The 21382-nt window shown below is 53.0% G+C and carries 16 protein-coding genes, 2 tRNA genes and 4 rRNA genes; 10 read left to right on the top strand and 12 right to left on the bottom strand.

Annotated elements, in window-relative coordinates; all coding sequences use genetic code 11:
- The first annotated feature begins 235 nt into the window (after positions 1 to 235).
- From V1572_RS00615 to V1572_RS00645, 7 genes are all read left to right on the top strand, one after another.
- Entirely contained in the window at positions 236 to 1375 is a 1140-nt protein-coding gene (locus V1572_RS00615; RefSeq protein ID WP_045910144.1) for an efflux RND transporter periplasmic adaptor subunit, read from the top strand.
- Between the two features lie 11 nt (positions 1376 to 1386).
- Positions 1387 to 4500: an efflux RND transporter permease subunit gene (locus V1572_RS00620; protein ID WP_048028789.1), complete on the top strand. Its 3114-nt coding sequence runs from the start codon at positions 1387 to 1389 to the stop codon at positions 4498 to 4500.
- A gap of 304 nt (positions 4501 to 4804) precedes the next feature.
- Positions 4805 to 5026 carry a lipoprotein gene (locus V1572_RS00625; protein WP_008502867.1) on the top strand — a complete coding sequence of 74 codons (222 nt, stop codon included), beginning with the start codon at positions 4805 to 4807 and terminating at the stop codon, positions 5024 to 5026.
- 473 nt (positions 5027 to 5499) lie between these two features.
- Positions 5500 to 6525: an amino acid ABC transporter substrate-binding protein gene (locus V1572_RS00630; protein WP_047071242.1), complete on the top strand. Its 1026-nt coding sequence runs from the start codon at positions 5500 to 5502 to the stop codon at positions 6523 to 6525.
- A gap of 67 nt (positions 6526 to 6592) precedes the next feature.
- The gene (locus V1572_RS00635) at positions 6593 to 7774 is read left to right on the top strand and encodes an amino acid ABC transporter permease (RefSeq protein WP_248222439.1); all 1182 of its coding nucleotides are present in this window, start codon (positions 6593 to 6595) and stop codon (positions 7772 to 7774) included.
- Positions 7775 to 7783: 9 nt separating this feature from the next.
- Positions 7784 to 8887: an amino acid ABC transporter permease gene (locus V1572_RS00640; protein WP_248222441.1), complete on the top strand. Its 1104-nt coding sequence runs from the start codon at positions 7784 to 7786 to the stop codon at positions 8885 to 8887.
- 7 nt (positions 8888 to 8894) lie between these two features.
- A complete protein-coding gene (locus V1572_RS00645; protein ID WP_014171880.1) occupies positions 8895 to 9653 on the top strand; it encodes an amino acid ABC transporter ATP-binding protein in 759 nt (252 codons plus the stop codon).
- Positions 9654 to 9759: 106 nt separating this feature from the next.
- On the opposite strand, the gene rrf (V1572_RS00650) is transcribed toward V1572_RS00645, so the two are convergent.
- From rrf (V1572_RS00650) to V1572_RS00675, 6 genes are all read right to left on the bottom strand, one after another.
- Positions 9760 to 9875 (bottom strand): 5S ribosomal RNA (gene rrf, locus V1572_RS00650).
- A 43-nt stretch (positions 9876 to 9918) separates the two neighbouring features.
- Positions 9919 to 9994, bottom strand: a tRNA-Thr gene (locus V1572_RS00655).
- 14 nt (positions 9995 to 10008) lie between these two features.
- Positions 10009 to 10124: ribosomal RNA gene (gene rrf, locus V1572_RS00660) — 5S ribosomal RNA — on the bottom strand.
- A gap of 73 nt (positions 10125 to 10197) precedes the next feature.
- Positions 10198 to 13101 (bottom strand): 23S ribosomal RNA (locus tag V1572_RS00665).
- Positions 13102 to 13283: 182 nt separating this feature from the next.
- A tRNA-Glu gene (locus tag V1572_RS00670) sits at positions 13284 to 13359 on the bottom strand.
- An 85-nt stretch (positions 13360 to 13444) separates the two neighbouring features.
- Positions 13445 to 14986: ribosomal RNA gene (locus V1572_RS00675) — 16S ribosomal RNA — on the bottom strand.
- The 16S, 23S and 5S rRNA genes sit together here with 2 tRNA genes alongside, the layout of an rRNA operon.
- 472 nt (positions 14987 to 15458) lie before the next feature.
- Here V1572_RS00675 and V1572_RS00680 point away from each other — a divergent pair.
- Complete coding sequence (locus tag V1572_RS00680) at positions 15459 to 16013, top strand: gamma carbonic anhydrase family protein (RefSeq protein ID WP_048030960.1); 555 nt, start codon at positions 15459 to 15461, stop codon at positions 16011 to 16013.
- Here the strand turns inward: V1572_RS00680 and V1572_RS00685 are convergent.
- The 6 genes from V1572_RS00685 to dprA are packed head-to-tail and all read right to left on the bottom strand — an operon-like array spanning position 15989 to position 19772.
- Positions 15989 to 16237: a DUF1488 domain-containing protein gene (locus V1572_RS00685; protein WP_023345007.1), complete on the bottom strand. Its 249-nt coding sequence runs from the start codon at positions 16235 to 16237 to the stop codon at positions 15989 to 15991. The two genes, V1572_RS00680 and V1572_RS00685, sit on opposite strands and share 25 nt — an antisense overlap.
- The gene (gene aroE / locus V1572_RS00690; protein WP_045909527.1) at positions 16234 to 17052 is read right to left on the bottom strand and encodes a shikimate dehydrogenase; all 819 of its coding nucleotides are present in this window, start codon (positions 17050 to 17052) and stop codon (positions 16234 to 16236) included. The genes V1572_RS00685 and aroE overlap by 4 nt, the downstream gene beginning before the upstream one ends.
- Positions 17053 to 17056: 4 nt before the next feature.
- Complete coding sequence (gene tsaC / locus V1572_RS00695) at positions 17057 to 17629, bottom strand: L-threonylcarbamoyladenylate synthase type 1 TsaC (protein WP_008503475.1); 573 nt, start codon at positions 17627 to 17629, stop codon at positions 17057 to 17059.
- The gene (locus tag V1572_RS00700; protein WP_045909528.1) at positions 17622 to 18176 is read right to left on the bottom strand and encodes a type I DNA topoisomerase; all 555 of its coding nucleotides are present in this window, start codon (positions 18174 to 18176) and stop codon (positions 17622 to 17624) included. Before V1572_RS00700 ends, tsaC begins: the two co-directional genes overlap by 8 nt.
- A 26-nt stretch (positions 18177 to 18202) precedes the next feature.
- Complete coding sequence (smg, locus tag V1572_RS00705; protein WP_008503477.1) at positions 18203 to 18676, bottom strand: DUF494 family protein Smg; 474 nt, start codon at positions 18674 to 18676, stop codon at positions 18203 to 18205.
- Complete coding sequence (gene dprA / locus V1572_RS00710; protein ID WP_048030966.1) at positions 18648 to 19772, bottom strand: DNA-protecting protein DprA; 1125 nt, start codon at positions 19770 to 19772, stop codon at positions 18648 to 18650. The genes smg and dprA overlap by 29 nt, the downstream gene beginning before the upstream one ends.
- A 127-nt stretch (positions 19773 to 19899) precedes the next feature.
- Here dprA and def point away from each other — a divergent pair, with 127 nt between their 5' ends.
- Positions 19900 to 20409, top strand: a complete 510-nt coding sequence (def, locus tag V1572_RS00715) for a peptide deformylase (protein WP_008503479.1) — start codon at positions 19900 to 19902, stop codon at positions 20407 to 20409.
- Positions 20410 to 20434: 25 nt separating this feature from the next.
- Positions 20435 to 21382, top strand: a complete 948-nt coding sequence (gene fmt, locus V1572_RS00720) for a methionyl-tRNA formyltransferase (protein ID WP_048030956.1) — start codon at positions 20435 to 20437, stop codon at positions 21380 to 21382.

The following is a 21382-nucleotide window of genomic DNA, read 5'->3' on the forward strand; positions in this document are numbered from 1 at the left end:
GAATATTTAAATCATGTTAAGCGCTATTTAACTGATTAGCTTGCCGGAAGATGACGGAGAAATAAACCGAGCCTGATTCTGATTTTTCCGCTCAGACCTTGTCATTCGCACTTATAAATTAAAAAACATTAAATACCCTCATTATTATACGCAGCTACATTTTATTTTTTTATCCCGCTGCCCCTGCTACCGATTCACGCCAAATATCGGTTTCCGGGTATTTAAAGGACCAGTAATGACGAATCATTTCAGACGCTTACCTTTAGCCGGTTTCATTGTCTGCGCTGCACTGCTCTCAGGATGCGATGGCCAGGAAAACCAACCGCAACATCCGCAGGCCCCCCAGGTCAGCGTGCATATTGTGAAAAGCGCACCGCTGGCTGTCACCACTGAACTCCCGGGCAGAACTGATGCGTTCCGCGTAGCAGAGGTTCGTCCGCAGGTTAGCGGTATCATCCTGCGCCGCAACTTCACGGAAGGCAGCGATGTAAAAGCCGGGGATTCGCTTTATCAGATCGATCCTGCAACCTATCAGGCGGCTTACGATAACGCGAAAGGCGAGCTGGCGAAGGCCCAGGCGGCGGCCAATATTGCGCACCTGACGGTGAAACGTTATCTCCCGCTGGTCGGCACACAGTATGTTAGCAAGCAAGAGTATGACCAGGCCGTCGCCACGGCCCAGCAGGCAGATGCCAGCGTCGTCGCCGCCAAAGCGGGCGTTGAAAGTGCACGCATCAATCTTGCCTATACCAAAGTGACGTCTCCCGTCGATGGCCGCATCGGCAAATCCAGCGTGACGGAAGGCGCGCTCGTGACGAACGGACAAACCGCGGCACTGGCAACGGTCCAGCAGCTTGATCCGATTTACGTCGATGTGACCCAGTCCAGTAATGATTTTATGCGCCTGAAGCAGACGAGCCTGCAAAAAGGCGATACCGCCAGCAGCGTTGAGCTATTGATGGAGAACGGGCAGCCCTATCCGCTGAAAGGCACATTGCAGTTCTCCGACGTCACGGTGGATGAAAGTACCGGCTCGATTACCCTGCGCGCCATTTTCCCGAATCCTCAACATCTGCTGTTACCCGGTATGTTCGTTCGCGCCCGCATTGATGAAGGTACGCAGCCGGATGCGATACTGGTTCCCCAGCAAGGCGTGACCCGCACACCGCGAGGCGATGCCACCGTGATGGTGGTGAACGATAAAAATCAGGTTGAGTCTCGCACCGTCGTTGCGCCACAGGCGATTGGCGACCGCTGGCTGGTAACAGAAGGACTGAAAAACGGTGACCGCGTGATTGTCAGCGGACTACAGAAGGTCAGACCGGGCGTAACCGTCGTCGCTACGCCTGATACCACCACCGCTCCGGCCAGTTAAGGGACGACGACATGGCTAATTTCTTTATTCAGAGACCGGTTTTCGCCTGGGTACTTGCCATCATTTTGATGATTGCAGGCGGACTGGCCATTCTCAAACTTCCCGTCGCACAGTATCCGACCATTGCACCTCCCGCCGTGGCGATATCCGCGACCTACCCGGGAGCAGATGCCCAGACGGTACAGGATACCGTGACCCAGGTTATCGAACAGAACATGAACGGTATCGATAACCTGATGTATATGTCCTCCACCAGCGATTCAGCGGGTAACGTCACGATCACCCTGACCTTCGAGTCCGGAACCGATCCGGACATCGCCCAGGTGCAGGTGCAGAACAAGCTGCAGCTCGCCATGCCGCTGCTGCCGCAAGAGGTGCAGCAGCAGGGGATTGGCGTTGAGAAGTCCAGCAGCAGCTTCCTGCTGGTTGCCGGTTTTGTATCAGACAACAAAAACCTGACGCAGGATGACATCTCCGACTATGTCGCCTCGAACGTCAAAGATGCCATCAGCCGAACGTCTGGCGTCGGTGACGTGCAGCTGTTTGGCGCCCAGTATGCGATGCGTATCTGGCTCGACAGCAATGCGATGAACAAATACCAGCTGACGCCGCTGGATATCATCAACCAGTTGAAAACGCAGAACGACCAGATAGCGGCAGGCCAGTTGGGCGGGACGCCGTCCATCCCGGGACAACAGCTGAATGCCTCGATTATCGCGCAAACCCGTCTGAAATCACCGGAAGAGTTCGGTCGCGTGACGCTCAAGGTGAACCAGGACGGCTCAATGGTGCATCTGAAGGATGTGGCTCGCATTGAGCTGGGTGGCGAAAACTACAACATGGTGACAAAAATCAACGGGCAGGCGGCAACCGGCCTGGGGATTAAGCTGGCAACCGGGGCCAATGCGCTGGATACGGCGGCTGCCATCAAGAGCAAGCTGGCACAACTGCAGCCGTTCTTCCCGCAGGGGCTCAAAGTCGTCTACCCCTATGACACCACGCCGTTTGTGAAAATCTCCATCCACGAAGTGGTGAAGACCCTGTTTGAGGCGATCGTTCTCGTCTTCCTGGTCATGTACCTGTTCCTGCAAAATCTGCGGGCAACGCTCATCCCGACGATTGCGGTTCCGGTCGTTCTGCTGGGTACCTTCGCGGTTCTGGCGGCGTTCGGTTTCTCCATCAATACCCTGACAATGTTCGGCATGGTGCTGGCGATAGGCCTGCTGGTTGATGATGCTATTGTGGTCGTCGAGAACGTTGAACGCGTCATGGTCGAGGACAAGCTGCCGCCTAAAGAGGCCACGCAGAAGTCGATGGGGCAGATTCAGGGTGCGCTGGTGGGGATCGCCATGGTGCTCTCGGCGGTCTTTATCCCGATGGCCTTTTTTGGCGGCTCGACGGGGGCGATCTATCGCCAGTTCTCGCTGACTATCGTTTCCGCGATGGCATTGTCCGTCCTGGTTGCGCTAATCCTGACGCCTGCACTCTGTGCAACGTTGCTTAAGCCCGTATCCGCCGATCATCATGAGAAAAAAGGGGGCTTCTTCGGCTGGTTTAATGCGCTTTTTGATAAGAGCGTGGAGCACTACAGTAATAGCGTGAGCGGTATTTTGCGCAAAACCGGGCGCTATCTGGTGGTGTACGTCATTATTGTTGGTGGGATGGCGGTGCTCTTCCTGCGCTTACCCACCTCCTTCCTCCCCGAAGAGGATCAGGGGGTGTTTATGACGATGGTTCAGCTGCCTGCGGGGGCAACCCAGACGCGTACTCAGCAGGTCCTCGACCAGGTTCAGGACTACTACCTGAATAAAGAGAAGGCGAATGTTGAATCCGTCTTTACCGTAAACGGGTTTAGCTTTAGCGGCCAGGGCCAGAACTCCGGTATTGCCTTCATCAGCCTGAAGCCTTGGGAGGAGCGTCCTGGGGCACAAAATGGGGTCGAGGCGATTGTGGGCCGCGCGACAAAAGCCTTCAGCCAGATTAAAGACGGCCTTGTTTTCCCGTTTAACCTGCCTGCCATTATTGAGTTAGGTACCGCAACGGGCTTCGACTTTGAACTGATCGATCAGGCTAACCTCGGACATACCCAACTGACGCAGGCGCGTAATCAACTGCTCGGCATGGTGAAAGAGCACCCCGACCTGCTGGTACGCGTGCGTCCTAACGGTCTGGAGGATACGCCACAGTTCAAGCTGGACGTCGACCAGGAGAAAGCCCAGGCGCTGGGCATCAGTCTTTCTGACGTCAACCAGACGATTTCGACAGCCTTAGGCGGCACCTATGTGAATGACTTTATCGATCATGGGCGCGTGAAAAAGGTCTATGTCCAGGCTGATGCAAAATTCCGTATGTTGCCAGGAGATATTAACAACCTTTACGTGCGCAGTGCGAACGGGGAAATGGTGCCGTTCTCAGCCTTTAGCAACGCTCACTGGGTTTACGGTTCACCTCGTCTGGAGCGCTACAACGGAATGCCCTCTATGGAGATCCTCGGTGAATCAGCCCCGGGTAAAAGTACCGGCGAAGCCATGGCTATGATGGAAAGCCTCGCGGCAAAATTGCCTTCCGGCATCGGTTATGACTGGACGGGAATGTCTTACCAGGAGCGGCTTTCGGGTAACCAGGCGCCTGCACTGTACGCCATCTCACTGATCGTGGTGTTCCTGTGTCTGGCGGCGCTGTATGAAAGCTGGTCCATTCCGTTCTCCGTCATGCTGGTTGTGCCGTTGGGGGTCATCGGGGCGCTTCTCGCTGCATCGCTGCGCGGGTTAAACAATGACGTCTATTTCCAGGTCGGCCTGCTTACCACGATTGGTCTGTCAGCGAAAAACGCCATTTTGATCGTCGAATTTGCTAAGGACCTGATGGAGAAAGAGGGTAAAGGCATCATTGAGGCCACGCTGGAGGCGTCAAGGATGCGCCTTCGACCGATCCTGATGACGTCTCTGGCCTTTATACTGGGCGTCATGCCGCTGGTGATCAGCTCCGGGGCCGGGAGCGGTGCGCAAAACGCCGTCGGTACGGGCGTGATGGGGGGAATGCTTTCCGCAACGCTGCTGGCGATTTTCTTCGTACCCGTCTTCTTTGTGGTGGTCCGTCGACGCTTTACCCGCCATAAAGATTAACATTTCTCAAAAAAGGCACCTCGCGTGCCTTTTTTATTTTTAACATAAACAATGAATTAGGCATTAAGCAAAACTAATGTTAAAAATACGATGATTTGCATTAAGTAAAAACACTCTCTTGCAGCTTCATAATGTCTCCATTAATTCGTCCTGAAACCGACTTTTCTCCACGATTTTTACAAACTACATAATTTGAGATTATTCCTCGTGTAACGCGGACTTACCCCGGTGGTAAAATAACCTCCAGTTCGTTAATTGCCCTCCTGGCTTTATAGCGGATGAGAAATAATATTGAGGTAACATCATGAAAAGATTCATTTCCGTTGCACTACTCGCTGCGCTGCTTGCTGGTTGCGCGCACGACTCTCCATGTGTACCGGTTTACGACGACCAGGGCCGACTGGTTCATACCAATACCTGCATGAAAGGCACCACCCAGGATAACTGGGAAACTGCGGGTGCTATCGCCGGCGGTGCTGCCGCAGTGGCAGGTTTGACGCTGGGTATTGTTGCCCTGACGAAGTAACAGCTGTTAAGAAAGCGCGGCTCTGGCCGCGCTTTTGCTTTTAATCAGTGCACTATTTTCAAATAAGTAAAAAAATAGTCCCGTATTTATTCGCGCTGTTCATTTCATCCTGAAACCAGTCACATCTTTTTCGTATACTCATTTAAATTACCGGTTCTATTGTGATGATTTTCACACATTAATATTATTGACTATCCTGCCAATATTCACGCTAGAAACTATCTTGTCTTTTTCCTGACGCGACTCAAAACTTTTGCTCCAATTTGTGGCACAGGTTGTAATTTCGCACCGTTTCAGGGCGCTCGTTTTATTTAAGCCTGTCTACACTCAGCATTAAGCGTTCACTCATCTCTTATTTTGTCGAACGCAAAACTGGCATTACGTTTGCTTTATAAACGTTGGCCAACGCCACAGACAGGTAAAGCGTTTAAAAACGCCTCTATAACGATAAATTTCGCCACACAGGATGCATTATGAAAAAGACGATGATAGCCAGCCTGGCCGCTGCAGGCATGATGTTTGCCGTAGCCGGTCAAGCCCATGCGGGAACGACACTGGATGCCGTTAAAAAGAAAGGTTTTGTTCAATGCGGTATCAGTGACGGTTTGCCTGGCTTCTCTTATGCCGATGCGAACGGCAAATTTACCGGTATCGATGTGGACGTCTGCCGTGGCGTTGCTGCCGCCGTTTTTGGTGATGACAGCAAAGTAAAATATACCCCGCTGACGGCGAAAGAACGCTTTACGGCGCTGCAGTCCGGTGAGGTTGACATGCTCTCCCGTAATACCACCTGGACTTCCTCCCGCGACGCAGGGATGGGGATGTCATTCACGGGCGTGACCTATTATGACGGTATCGGCTTCCTGACCCACAATAAAGCGGGCCTGAAAAGCGCCAAAGAGCTGGATGGCGCCACCGTTTGTATTCAGGCGGGCACCGATACCGAGCTGAACGTCGCCGATTATTTCAAAGCAAATAACATGAAATACACGCCAGTGACATTCGACCGCTCGGATGAGTCGGCTAAAGCGCTGGAATCCGGCCGTTGCGACACGCTGGCCTCTGACCAGTCACAGCTGTATGCCTTACGCATTAAGCTGAGCAATCCTGCAGAATGGATTGTTCTGCCTGAAGTGATCTCCAAAGAACCTCTCGGACCGGTGGTACGTCGTGGCGATGAAGACTGGTTCTCCATTGTTCGCTGGACGCTGTTTGCCATGCTGAACGCAGAAGAGATGGGCATCAACTCGAAAAACGTGGATGAGAAAGCGGCTAAACCATCCAACCCGGATATGGCACACCTGCTGGGTACAGAAGGTGATTTCGGCAAGGATCTGAAGCTGGATAACAAATGGGCCTACAACATCATCAAACAGGTGGGCAACTACTCTGAGATCTTTGAACGCAACGTGGGATCGGAAAGCCCGCTGAAGATCAAACGCGGCCAGAACAATCTCTGGAACAACGGCGGTATTCAGTACGCACCACCAGTACGTTAAGTCATAGCTGTAACGGGCACTGCTCCGGCAGTGCCCACTCCAGAGTCATGGTTACTGAGGTTTCTTTATGTCCCATCGCCGCTCAGCCGTAAAAGGATCGCTATCCTTTTCTCATCCCGCGGTCCGCGCCTGGCTATTCCAGATTATTGCTATTGTTGCGGTTGTTCTCATCGCCGTGTATCTCATCCATAACACCATCACCAACCTGAATAATCGCGGCATTACCTCCGGTTTCGCGTTTTTAGATCGCAGCGCGGGGTTTGGCATTGTTCAGCATCTTATTGATTACCAGGAAGGTGACACGTATGGACGCGTGTTCGTGGTCGGTTTACTGAATACGCTGCTGGTATCGGCTCTTTGTATCGTCTTCGCGTCGATACTGGGCTTCTTTATTGGCCTGGCACGTCTTTCTGAAAACTGGCTCCTGCGGAAGCTGTCGACTGTTTATATTGAAACGTTCCGCAATATCCCCCCGCTCCTGCAGATCTTCTTCTGGTATTTTGCCGTATTGCGTAACCTACCCGGCCCCCGTCAGGCCGTCGACGCGTTTGAGCTTTTTTTCCTGAGCAACCGTGGGCTGTCCATTCCTTCTCCTCTGCCAGGTGAAGGTCTGTACGCTTTTATCGGCGCGATTGCGATCGCGCTTGCTCTCACTACTGGGATATTCCGCTTTAACCGCACGCATCAGATCAAAACCGGCCAGCTTCGCAGAACCTGGCCCACGGCAGTCGTCCTGATCGTTAGCCTGCCACTGGTGGCTCACTGGCTGTTTGGGGCCGCGCTGCACTGGGACATTCCCCATCTGCGGGGCTTCAACTTTCAGGGAGGAATGGTATTAATTCCCGAACTGGCAGCTCTGACATTGGCGCTGTCGATTTATACGTCCGCGTTTATTGCCGAGATTATCCGTGCCGGGATCCAGGCCGTACCTTACGGACAGCACGAGGCGGCACGCTCACTGGGATTACCGCATACCGTGACGCTTCGCCAGGTCATCATCCCGCAGGCTTTACGGGTCATCATTCCGCCGCTGACCAGCCAGTATCTTAATATTGTCAAAAACTCGTCGCTGGCCGCTGCCATTGGTTATCCCGATATGGTGTCACTCTTCGCCGGAACCGTGCTTAACCAGACCGGACAAGCCATTGAAACCATCGCCATCACCATGTCTGTCTATCTCATCATCAGCCTGGTAATTTCACTGCTGATGAACCTCTATAACCGTCGTATAGCACTGGTCGAGCGCTAAGGATTTATGATGACAAAAGCGATACTGTCGCACTCCTCGCGCCCTGCCAACTCGACAGGTGGACGTTTCATTCTCTGGGCGCGCAAGAATCTGTTCTCCAGCTGGAGTAACAGCCTGCTGACAATTGTCTGCCTGTGGCTCATGTGGGAATTGATTCCTCCCCTGCTGAACTGGGCGTTTTTACAGGCCAACTGGGTCGGTTCAACCCGGGCAGACTGTACAAAAGCCGGCGCCTGCTGGGTGTTTATCCATGAACGCTTCGGTCAGTTCATGTATGGGTTGTATCCGCATGAACAGCGCTGGCGGATTAATCTGGCGCTGGTTATCGGTCTGCTCTCTATCGCAGTCATGTTCTGGAAAAAGCTGCCTCATCGTGGACGCTATATTGCCGTCTGGGCGGTGGTTTATCCGATTATTGTCTGGGTGCTGCTCTATGGCGGTTTTCTGGGGCTGGAACGCGTTGAAACACGCCAGTGGGGCGGGCTGACGCTGACGTTGATTATCGCATCAGTGGGGATAGCCGGTGCTCTGCCGTGGGGGATTTTACTTGCTCTGGGACGACGTTCAAAAATGCCGATCGTCCGCGTGCTCTCCGTTATCTTCATTGAGTTCTGGCGCGGCGTACCGCTTATCACCGTCCTGTTTATGTCGTCGGTCATGCTGCCGCTGTTTATGGCTGAAGGCACAACGATCGACAAACTGATCCGTGCCCTGGTCGGGGTAATTCTCTTCCAGTCCGCCTATGTTGCAGAAGTTGTGCGCGGAGGTCTGCAGGCGTTGCCTAAAGGCCAGTACGAAGCGGCAGAATCACTGGCGCTCGGCTACTGGAAAACGCAGGGGCTGGTCATTCTTCCCCAGGCACTCAAGCTGGTCATCCCGGGCCTGGTCAACACGATCATTGCCCTCTTCAAGGATACCAGCCTGGTGATCATCATCGGATTGTTCGATCTCTTTAGCAGCGTGCAGCAGGCAACCGTTGACCCTGTCTGGCTGGGCATGTCCACCGAAGGATATGTCTTTGCTGCCCTGATCTACTGGATCTTTTGTTTTAGCATGTCGCGCTACAGCCAGCATCTGGAAAAGCGCTTTAACACCGGGCGTACACCGCACTGAGGAAAATATGAGCCAAATAACTATGACACCCGCCGACGCGATGATTACGCTGGAAAACGTGAACAAATGGTACGGACAGTTTCATGTCCTGAAGGACATTAATCTCAAGGTCAAGCAGGGCGAACGCATTGTCCTGTGCGGCCCTTCCGGATCCGGGAAATCCACAACCATTCGCTGCATTAACCATCTTGAAGAGCATCAGCAAGGACGCATCGTGGTTGATGGTATCGAGCTAAATGAAGATATCCGCAATATCGAACGCGTGCGTCAGGAAGTGGGAATGGTCTTTCAGCACTTTAATCTGTTTCCGCACCTGACCGTTCTGCAGAACTGTACGCTTGCACCGATTTGGGTACGGAAGATGCCGAAAAAGGAAGCCGAGGCGCTGGCAATGCACTACCTGGAGCGTGTACGTATCGCTGAGCATGCGAATAAGTTCCCTGGCCAGATATCGGGTGGCCAGCAGCAGCGTGTGGCTATCGCCCGTTCACTGTGTATGAAACCGAAAATTATGCTGTTTGATGAACCGACATCAGCTCTCGATCCGGAAATGGTGAAGGAGGTTCTGGACACCATGATTGGGCTGGCACAATCCGGCATGACTATGCTGTGCGTCACGCATGAGATGGGGTTCGCGAGAACCGTGGCTGACCGGGTGATCTTTATGGACCGTGGGGAGATTGTTGAGCAGGCGCCACCGGATGAGTTCTTTGCGCATCCCAAGTCAGAACGTACGCGAGCATTCCTGTCGCAGGTGATTCATTAATCTCCTTTTTTTGCCCGGTGGCGCTGCGCTTACCGGGCCTATCGTTTTCACGAGAATCATAACGCAAAAAGGCCATCCTTTCGGATGGCCTCTTCACTTGTTTGATGTCTGGCAGTTCCCTACTCTCACATGGGGAGACCCCACACTACCATCGGCGCTACGGCGTTTCACTTCTGAGTTCGGCATGGGGTCAGGTGGGACCACCGCGCTAAAGCCGCCAGACAAATTCTTTTACTTCTTGCCGAACTTTAACCTAAGTATAAAGTGGTGCTGATACCCAGAGTCGAACTGGGGACCTCACCCTTACCAAGGGTGCGCTCTACCAACTGAGCCATATCAGCACGCTAAATTTGATGCCTGGCAGTTCCCTACTCTCACATGGGGAGACCCCACACTACCATCGGCGCTACGGCGTTTCACTTCTGAGTTCGGCATGGGGTCAGGTGGGACCACCGCGCTAAAGCCGCCAGGCAAATTCTGTTTAATCTGTATCAAGGCTGAATTTTGATTGTTCGTCTCTTCGCCAAAACATCTTCGGCGTTGTAAGGTTAAGCCTCACGGTTCATTAGTATCGGTTAGCTCAACGCATCGCTGCGCTTACACACCCGACCTATCAACGTCGTCGTCTTCAACGTTCCTTCAGGAGACTTAAAGTCTCAGGGAGAACTCATCTCGGGGCAAGTTTCGTGCTTAGATGCTTTCAGCACTTATCTTTTCCGCATTTAGCTACCGGGCAGTGCCATTGGCATGACAACCCGAACACCAGTGATGCGTCCACTCCGGTCCTCTCGTACTAGGAGCAGCCCCCCTCAATTCTCCAGCGCCCACGGCAGATAGGGACCGAACTGTCTCACGACGTTCTAAACCCAGCTCGCGTACCACTTTAAATGGCGAACAGCCATACCCTTGGGACCTACTTCAGCCCCAGGATGTGATGAGCCGACATCGAGGTGCCAAACACCGCCGTCGATATGAACTCTTGGGCGGTATCAGCCTGTTATCCCCGGAGTACCTTTTATCCGTTGAGCGATGGCCCTTCCATTCAGAACCACCGGATCACTATGACCTGCTTTCGCACCTGCTCGAGCCGTCACTCTCGCAGTCAAGCTAGCTTATGCCATTGCACTAACCTCCTGATGTCCGACCAGGATTAGCTAACCTTCGTGCTCCTCCGTTACTCTTTGGGAGGAGACCGCCCCAGTCAAACTACCCACCAGACACTGTCCGCAACCCGGATCACGGGTCTACGTTAGAACACCAGCCATTAAAGGGTGGTATTTCAAGGACGGCTCCACGCAGACTGGCGTCCACGCTTCAAAGCCTCCCACCTATCCTACACATCAAGGACCAGTGTTCAGTGTCAAGCTATAGTAAAGGTTCACGGGGTCTTTCCGTCTTGCCGCGGGTACACTGCATCTTCACAGCGAGTTCAATTTCACTGAGTCTCGGGTGGAGACAGCCTGGCCATCATTACGCCATTCGTGCAGGTCGGAACTTACCCGACAAGGAATTTCGCTACCTTAGGACCGTTATAGTTACGGCCGCCGTTTACCGGGGCTTCGATCAAGAGCTTCGCGTTGCCGCTAACCCCATCAATTAACCTTCCGGCACCGGGCAGGCGTCACACCGTATACGTCCACTTTCGTGTTTGCACAGTGCTGTGTTTTTAATAAACAGTTGCAGCCAGCTGGTATCTTCGACTGATTTCAGCTCCACCCGCAGGGGCTTCACCTACATATCAGCGTGCCTTCTCCCGAAGTTACGGCACCATTTTGCCTAGTTCCTTCACCCGAGTTCTCTCAAGCGCCTTGGTATTCTCTACCTGACCACCTGTGTCGGTTTGGGGTACGATTTCGTGTTACCTGATGCTTAGAGGCTTTTCCTGGAAGCAGGGCATTTGTTACTTCAGCACCGTAGTGCCTCGTCATCACACCTCAGCGTTAAAAGGTACCGGATTTACCTGGAACCTCCGCCTACATGCTTAAACCGGGACAACCGTCGCCCGGCTAACATAGCCTTCTCCGTCCCCCCTTCGCAGTAACACCAAGTACAGGAATATTAACCTGTTTCCCATCGACTACGCCTTTCGGCCTCGCCTTAGGGGTCGACTCACCCTGCCCCGATTAACGTTGGACAGGAACCCTTGGTCTTCCGGCGAGCGGGCTTTTCACCCGCTTTATCGTTACTTATGTCAGCATTCGCACTTCTGATACCTCCAGCATGCCTCACAGCACACCTTCAACGGCTTACAGAACGCTCCCCTACCCAACAACACATAGTGTCGCTGCCGCAGCTTCGGTGCATGGTTTAGCCCCGTTACATCTTCCGCGCAGGCCGACTCGACCAGTGAGCTATTACGCTTTCTTTAAATGATGGCTGCTTCTAAGCCAACATCCTGGCTGTCTGTGCCTTCCCACATCGTTTCCCACTTAACCATGACTTTGGGACCTTAGCTGGCGGTCTGGGTTGTTTCCCTCTTCACGACGGACGTTAGCACCCGCCGTGTGTCTCCCGTGATAACATTCTTCGGTATTCGTAGTTTGCATCGGGTTGGTAAGCCGGGATGGCCCCCTAGCCGAAACAGTGCTCTACCCCCGAAGATGAGTTCACGAGGCGCTACCTAAATAGCTTTCGGGGAGAACCAGCTATCTCCCGGTTTGATTGGCCTTTCACCCCCAGCCACAAGTCATCCGCTAATTTTTCAACATTAGTCGGTTCGGTCCTCCAGTTAGTGTTACCCAACCTTCAACCTGCCCATGGCTAGATCACCGGGTTTCGGGTCTATACCCTGCAACTTAACGCCCAGTTAAGACTCGGTTTCCCTTCGGCTCCCCTATACGGTTAACCTTGCTACAGAATATAAGTCGCTGACCCATTATACAAAAGGTACGCAGTCACACCACGAAGGTGCTCCCACTGCTTGTACGTACACGGTTTCAGGTTCTTTTTCACTCCCCTCGCCGGGGTTCTTTTCGCCTTTCCCTCACGGTACTGGTTCACTATCGGTCAGTCAGGAGTATTTAGCCTTGGAGGATGGTCCCCCCATATTCAGACAGGATACCACGTGTCCCGCCCTACTCTTCGAGTTCACAACCTGTGTGTTTTCGTGTACGGGACTGTCACCCTGTACCGTGCGACTTTCCAGACGCTTCCACTAACACACAAGCTGATTCAGACTCTGGGCTGCTCCCCGTTCGCTCGCCGCTACTGGGGGAATCTCGGTTGATTTCTTTTCCTCGGGGTACTTAGATGTTTCAGTTCCCCCGGTTCGCCTCGTTAACCTATGTATTCAGTTAACGATAGTGCAACGAATTGCACTGGGTTTCCCCATTCGGACATCGCCGGGTCAAAGGTTCATATCACCTCGCCGGCGCTTTTCGCAGATTAGCACGTCCTTCATCGCCTCTGACTGCCAGGGCATCCACCGTGTACGCTTAGTCGCTTAACCTCACAACCCGAAGATGTTTCACTTCTGATTGCGAAAATTTGAGAGACTCGAACACACCTTAAAGATGTGTCGTTTCAATTTTCAGCTTGATCCAGATTTTTAAAGAGCAAATATCTCAAACGTGACTCGCAAGTCAGTTTTGAGATATGACGGCAGGTGACTTTCACTCACGAACCAGCAAGTGGCGTCCCCTAGGGGATTCGAACCCCTGTTACCGCCGTGAAAGGGCGGTGTCCTGGGCCTCTAGACGAAGGGGACACTGAAGTCTCAATCGCAAGACGCCTTGCTATTTACTTTTCATCAGACAATCTGTGTGAGCACTGCAAAGGCAGGTTCTTTAAGGTAAGGAGGTGATCCAACCGCAGGTTCCCCTACGGTTACCTTGTTACGACTTCACCCCAGTCATGAATCACAAAGTGGTAAGCGCCCTCCCGAAGGTTAAGCTACCTACTTCTTTTGCAACCCACTCCCATGGTGTGACGGGCGGTGTGTACAAGGCCCGGGAACGTATTCACCGTAGCATTCTGATCTACGATTACTAGCGATTCCGACTTCATGGAGTCGAGTTGCAGACTCCAATCCGGACTACGACGCACTTTATGAGGTCCGCTTGCTCTCGCGAGGTCGCTTCTCTTTGTATGCGCCATTGTAGCACGTGTGTAGCCCTACTCGTAAGGGCCATGATGACTTGACGTCATCCCCACCTTCCTCCAGTTTATCACTGGCAGTCTCCTTTGAGTTCCCGGCCTAACCGCTGGCAACAAAGGATAAGGGTTGCGCTCGTTGCGGGACTTAACCCAACATTTCACAACACGAGCTGACGACAGCCATGCAGCACCTGTCTCAGAGTTCCCGAAGGCACCAATCCATCTCTGGAAAGTTCTCTGGATGTCAAGAGTAGGTAAGGTTCTTCGCGTTGCATCGAATTAAACCACATGCTCCACCGCTTGTGCGGGCCCCCGTCAATTCATTTGAGTTTTAACCTTGCGGCCGTACTCCCCAGGCGGTCGACTTAACGCGTTAGCTCCGGAAGCCACGCCTCAAGGGCACAACCTCCAAGTCGACATCGTTTACGGCGTGGACTACCAGGGTATCTAATCCTGTTTGCTCCCCACGCTTTCGCACCTGAGCGTCAGTCTTTGTCCAGGGGGCCGCCTTCGCCACCGGTATTCCTCCAGATCTCTACGCATTTCACCGCTACACCTGGAATTCTACCCCCCTCTACAAGACTCTAGCCTGCCAGTTTCGAATGCAGTTCCCAGGTTGAGCCCGGGGATTTCACATCCGACTTGACAGACCGCCTGCGTGCGCTTTACGCCCAGTAATTCCGATTAACGCTTGCACCCTCCGTATTACCGCGGCTGCTGGCACGGAGTTAGCCGGTGCTTCTTCTGCGGGTAACGTCAATTGCTGAGGTTATTAACCTCAACACCTTCCTCCCCGCTGAAAGTACTTTACAACCCGAAGGCCTTCTTCATACACGCGGCATGGCTGCATCAGGCTTGCGCCCATTGTGCAATATTCCCCACTGCTGCCTCCCGTAGGAGTCTGGACCGTGTCTCAGTTCCAGTGTGGCTGGTCATCCTCTCAGACCAGCTAGGGATCGTCGCCTAGGTGAGCCGTTACCCCACCTACTAGCTAATCCCATCTGGGCACATCTGATGGCAAGAGGCCCGAAGGTCCCCCTCTTTGGTCTTGCGACGTTATGCGGTATTAGCTACCGTTTCCAGTAGTTATCCCCCTCCATCAGGCAGTTTCCCAGACATTACTCACCCGTCCGCCGCTCGCCGGCAAAGTAGCAAGCTACTTTCCGCTGCCGCTCGACTTGCATGTGTTAGGCCTGCCGCCAGCGTTCAATCTGAGCCATGATCAAACTCTTCAATTTAAGTTTGATGCTCGTGAATTAAACTTCGTAATGAATTACGCATGTTCACTCAGAGACTTGGTATTCATTTATTGTCCGAAGACATTAAGAATCCATGTCACTTTGAGTGCCCACACAGATTGTCTGATAAATTGTTAAAGAGCAGTGCAACGCGGCTTTCGCTCACCGTTGCGAGGTGGCGTATATTACGCTTTCCTCTTTCAGAGTCAACCCGTTATTTCAGGATTTTTTCTCTTCAACCGAACCGCTTGTTGTGTGAAGTGATTCACATCCGCCGTGTCGATGGAGGCGCATTATAGGGATCCCAATTTTTAGCACAAGTATTTTTTAGATCTTTTTTTCCGACTGCTGATTTTCCGCGCTTTTCGCTGAAATCCCGCCCGATCTGCTTAAATATTGACGTATTTTGCCTTGCCTCGATCCATTAATACGATCAAAGTCTTCTGTATAGCGCTCATTCTTAGAGGTAGATATGTCTGCAGTATTGCGTCCTTATAAAGATCTGTTCCCCCAAAAAGGCGATCGCGTGATGATCGATGCCAGCAGCGTGGTCGTTGGTGATGTGCGAATGGCCGAAGATGTCAGCATCTGGCCGCTCGTCGCCATCAGGGGAGATGTTAACTATGTGTCGATTGGTGCACGTACCAACATTCAGGACGGTAGCGTTCTGCATGTCACGCACAAATCCTCCTATAACCCCGAGGGTAATCCCCTCATCATTGGAGAGGATGTTACCGTTGGCCATAAAGTGATGCTCCACGGCTGCACGATCGGAAATCGCGTCCTTGTTGGCATGGGGTCGATTTTGCTGGATGGCGTCATAGTAGAAGATGACGTAATGATTGGTGCCGGTAGCCTGGTCCCGCAGAACAAACGGCTGGAGAGCGGTTATCTCTATCTGGGAAGTCCGGTAAAACAGATCCGCCCCCTTAAGGAGGCAGAGATCGAAGGATTAAAATACTCGGCGAACAACTACGTAAAATGGAAGAATGACTATCTGGATCAGGATAACCAAACCCAGCCCTGATCGTCTTCCTGCTGTTCGCGGATTAAATCGCTGGCTTCCTCTTCAAGATCCCAGCGATTTTCGCAAAATACCGCTAGCGGGTCTGTGCCGCCAAAACGATGCAACAGCGTTTCTCCATGGATGGCGCAGGTAAGTTGCATGCCCTGCACCAGCACCGGAAAACAGACCGCTTGTTTATGCTCATCCCAGCTCTCTCTGTCCGGGAAATGAATAGCCTGATTCACGCCGAAAGCTCCTGCTTTAGCTTTTCAATGACCGGCTCGACCGCAGGCAACACGCCGTGCCAGAGCAGCACCGCATGCGCAGCCTGCCCCACCAGCATTCCCAGCCCATCGGCTAACTGTTTCGCGCCGTGTTGTTCACACCAGTTCAGGAAAGGCGTCTTCCCTTTCTGATAGAACATGTCATAGAAGTACATATGCGCACTGACCAGCGAAGCGGGGATCGCTGGGATCTCACCGTTGATGCCGCTGGATGTGGCATTAATGACAAGATCGAACTCACGTTCGGCAAGATCGTCAAGCGCTACCGCGCTCACGCTGCCGGTATGCGCAAACAACGCCGCCAGCGCTTCTGCCCGGGAAAAGGTTCTGTTCGTGATGGTCACCGAACAGTCCAGTGAAAGCAGAGGCAACAAAACGCCCCGCGATGCGCCACCCGCGCCAATCAGCAGGATCCGGAAACCGGGCTTGATAAAGGAGAGTCTTTCCAGATCGCTGAGTAAACCAATCCCGTCGGTGTTGTCCCCCAGAAGGCGTCCATCCTCAAGCCGTTTTAGGGTATTGACTGCACCAGCAAGTGAAGCGCGTTCGGTCAGCTCATCCGCACGTTCGAAGGCTTCTTCTTTAAACGGGACCGTCACATTCGCGCCTTTGCCCCCCGCGGCGAAAAAGGCCTCAAGCGTAGGGATAAAGGCATCCACTGGCGCCAGTACGCGACCATAGGGGTGATCTATCTGCAGCTGCTCCGCGAACTGCTGATGGATCAACGGTGACTTGCTGTGTGCAATGGGATTACCAAAAACAGCATAGGTTTCCATGAGATTACCCCTGGCGAAAACGTTCGCCGGTCAAAGCGTCGCGAATTTCAGATGGATTCAGGCGCCCTCCCGTTTCACCGACAGCGACAGGGAAGTCATTCCCGAACTGCGCCAGCACTTCTTCGGTTGTCCGACATGGCGGCTGCCCGGTCAGGTTGGCGCTGGTTGAGACCAGTGGTTTACCAAATGCCAGGCACAGCTCCACCACCAGCGGATGGTCAGTGACGCGAACGGCAAGGGAATCAAAGCGTCCGGTTAACCAGCGCGGAGTTGTCGGCTGCGCCGGGAAAACAAAGGTGACCGGTCCAGGCCACGCGGAGAAGATTGTCTCGCGCTGTGCTGGCGTTAGCATAGAGTCATCAATATAGGGCTTAAGCTGCTCGTAATTCGCAGCGATCAAAATCAGTCCTTTCTCGACGGGTCTTTGTTTCAGGGTAAGCAGGCGGCTCACAGCCGTCTCGCTGTCAGGATCGCAACCGACCCCAAAAACAGCTTCAGTTGGATAGGCGATGACTTCTTCATTTTTCAGTACGTCCACTGCATGGGCAATGGAGCCTGATGGCAGGTTATTATTCACTATATTGATCCGCCGTTACCGGCTTTCCACATTGTTTACTGGCGCAGAAGCGTTTCATGCCTTGCGCGGTTTTCTTCTCTATCAGTAGCGGATAATTGCAATGAGGGCAGATTCCCGCTACCGGCTTAAAATTGATAACGAACTGGCAGTCAGGGTAGCGATCGCACGAATGGAAGGTCTTACCATAACGGGAACGGCGCTGTACAAGCTGACCGCGCTGACACTGAGGGCAGGCAATTGCCGTTTCATCAGGCTTATCAATTTGTTCCGTATGTTCACATTCCGGGTAGCGGCTACATCCAATAAACATGCCGAAACGCCCCTGGCGTAGCGCGAGTTCGCCACCGCAGAGAGGGCACAGCTGACCCTCCAGAATTTTGACGATATGTCCATCCGCCTGGCTTTTCAGAGGACGAACATAATCACATTCCGGATAGTGAGAACAACCGAGAAACGGGCCGTGTTTCCCGGACCGAATAACAAGTTCAGCCCCGCACTGCGGGCAGGGCTCGTTTTTGTGCACCGTGAACAGTGCTGATTTGGCCATAACAACTCTTGGTGCTGCACATTGAATTAGTGCAGCATACCTTCATTCACTTCAAAGAGTAATTCTTCCATTTGTTGATAGGCATTTTCACAGCCCGGGATATTAAACAGAACCATCAGGATCACCCACTTGAGATCTTCCAGTTCAAATTCTGCCGTATCCAGCGCCATGACGCGCTCTATCACCATTTCTCTCGTTTCGAGGTTTAGCACCTGAATCTGCTCAAGGAATAAAATGAATCCCCGGCAGCTGGCGTCCAGCCGTTCACACTCTTCAGCGGTATAAATGCGTACAGACAATGGGTCAGAAGCAAGCTGCATCGGTTCGGCAAGGCCTTCCTGATAATCAGCCAGTTTTTCCAGCCACATCAACGCATTGTAGATATCTTCCCGCTCAAATCCCGCATCGGTAAGATCCTGTGTCAACTTGTCCTGATCCACTCGCATTTCTGCTTCGTTATGGATGTAAGTCTCAAACAAATACATCAGTACGTCGAACATGGCATGCCCTCCTTAATCGGACATAGCCGCCGGGTACAGCTGCGATCCACCCTGCTAACTCCAGTTCGAGTAGCTGTGCTACCGTTACTGGCACAGGTTGGCCGGCACGTTCAGCGACAACGTCAACAGGTGTTACCTCATCTCCTACGTTAGCCAGGAGCTTGGGAAATGGCAATGCCACCTTTCCCTGATCTGATGAATATTGTCGCTTTTCGGGATCTTCCTGCAGCCATTGCAGCCCATATTGCAAATTTTCAAGAATGTCCCCGACTTCCGTTACCGGTGTTGCCCCCTGCTTAATCAGCCAGTGCGGTCCCTCGCATCCGGGATTACCTATCGGGCCTGGCAAGGCGAAGACTTCTCGCCCCTGTTCGAGCGCGCACCGTGCCGTGACCAGCGAACCGCTTCGCCGCGCGGCTTCGACCACCAGCACGCCTTTGCTAAGGCCGCTGATGATGCGATTACGACGCGGAAAGTTTGCCGGTCGGGGCTGCGCGGAAAGCGGAAACTCAGACACTATCGCGCCGTCAGACTCAATAAGCCGCATCGCCAATGCCTGATGCCGGCGTGGGTAAATGCTAAAAAGACCGTTCCCCAGCACCGCGACACTTCGTCCTTTTACTGACAGCGCCGCGCTGTGGGCAACGCCGTCAATACCACAGGCCAGCCCGCTGGTAATCGTGAAACCACTATGTGAAAGTTGTTCGCACAGGATTTTCCCCCATCGCTCGCCGTACCATGACGGCGCACGACTCCCTACCACCGCCAGCTGAACGGTATTAAGCGTCTCAGGGTTACCTTTTATGAATAAAGCCCCGGGATAGTCAGGGATCGTGCGGAGTAGAGGGGGATAAAGGGAATGATTGGCCGTTAATAAATGATGTCCCGGCTGCTCAAGCCATATCAGACTACGTTCCAGCTCACTCTCATCGAACGCAACGAACCGTTCAGCCTGCTTTGCTGTCAGTCCAGCATTTCTTAAGACAAGCGTATCGATGCCTTCCTGCCTCTGCAATCGTGCAGCCGCTTCCACCATGACATCACCACACAGAGAACCTGTGTGCATGAGCCGTAGCCAAATCTCGGTAGACGTCATCCTTTCCCCTGCCATAAGCGCTCTCCGCAATCATTGCGATTGGTCACTGATGCTGTCAATCGATGGGGGATTTGTCTAGAATAGAGGGAGTATTCTTATCAACTCCTGAACACGACTCTGGAAATTTATGGCAGTTTTGCAAGTGTTACATATTCCGGACGAGCGCCTTCGCATCGTCGCTGAACCGGTCAAAGAAGTGAATGCAGAAATCCAGCGTATCGTTGATGATATGTTCGATACCATGTACGCCGAAGAAGGCATTGGCCTGGCGGCGACGCAGGTGGACATTCACAAGCGTATTATCGTGATTGATGTTTCGGAAAATCGCGATGGCCGCCTGGTGCTGATCAACCCTGAGCTGCTCGAAAAGAGTGGCGAAACCGGTATTGAGGAAGGCTGTCTGTCTATTCCTGAACAGCGTGCGTTAGTGCCGCGTGCCGAAAAAGTGAAAATTCGCGCCCTGGATCGTGACGGTAATCCGTTCGAACTGGAGGCAGACGACCTGCTGGCAATTTGTATTCAGCATGAGATGGATCACCTGGTCGGTAAACTGTTTATCGATTATCTCTCGCCGCTGAAACAGCAGCGTATTCGTCAGAAAGTAGAGAAACTGGATCGTTTGCGTTCTCGCGCATAACGTCCCCCCGGATACAAGGATCATCGTGTCTAAAACACTACGTATTATCTTCGCGGGAACCCCTGATTTTGCAGCGCGTCATCTTGACGCGCTGTTATCGTCTGGTCACCAGGTTGTTGGCGTCTTTACCCAGCCGGACCGTCCTGCTGGTCGCGGCAAAAAACTGATGCCGAGCCCGGTCAAAGTGCTGGCAGAAGAGCATGGGCTTCCCGTTTTTCAGCCCGCATCGCTGCGCCCGCAGGAAAATCAGCAGCTGGTTGCTGACCTGAATGCCGACGTAATGGTGGTGGTGGCTTACGGTTTAATTCTGCCAAAAGCCGTGCTTGATATGCCGCGCCTGGGTTGTATCAACGTGCATGGGTCTCTGCTCCCACGCTGGCGTGGCGCAGCACCTATCCAGCGCGCGCTGTGGGCGGGTGATGCCGAAACGGGCGTGACCATCATGAAGATGGACGTAGGTTTAGACACCGGCGACATGCTGTATAAACTGGCCTGCCCCATTACGCCAGACGATACCAGCGCCACGCTGTATGACAAACTGGCAGACCTTGGCCCACAAGGTCTTATCGAGACGCTTCAGCAGCTTGCTGACAATACGGCAAAACCGGAAGTTCAGGATGATGCGCTGGTAACCTACGCCGAAAAGCTGAGCAAAGAAGAAGCGCGTATCGACTGGTCCCTGTCAGCCGCTCAACTTGAACGCTGCATTCGCGCTTTTAATCCGTGGCCAATGAGCTGGATGGAAATTGATGAGCAGCCAGTAAAAGTCTGGAAGGCCTCCGTCATTAGCGGTGCGACGACGGCGGAACCCGGTACGATTATTGATGCCAGCAAGAACGGCATCCAGGTGGCGACTGCGCAAGGGATTTTGAATCTTGAATCGCTCCAACCGGCCGGTAAGAAAGCCATGAGCGCTCAGGATCTGTTAAATTCCCGTCGTGAATGGTTTATCCCGGGCAATCGCCTTGCCTGA

The organism is Enterobacter quasiroggenkampii, from assembly GCF_043972695.1.
Classification (GTDB): Bacteria; Pseudomonadota; Gammaproteobacteria; order Enterobacterales; family Enterobacteriaceae; genus Enterobacter; species Enterobacter quasiroggenkampii.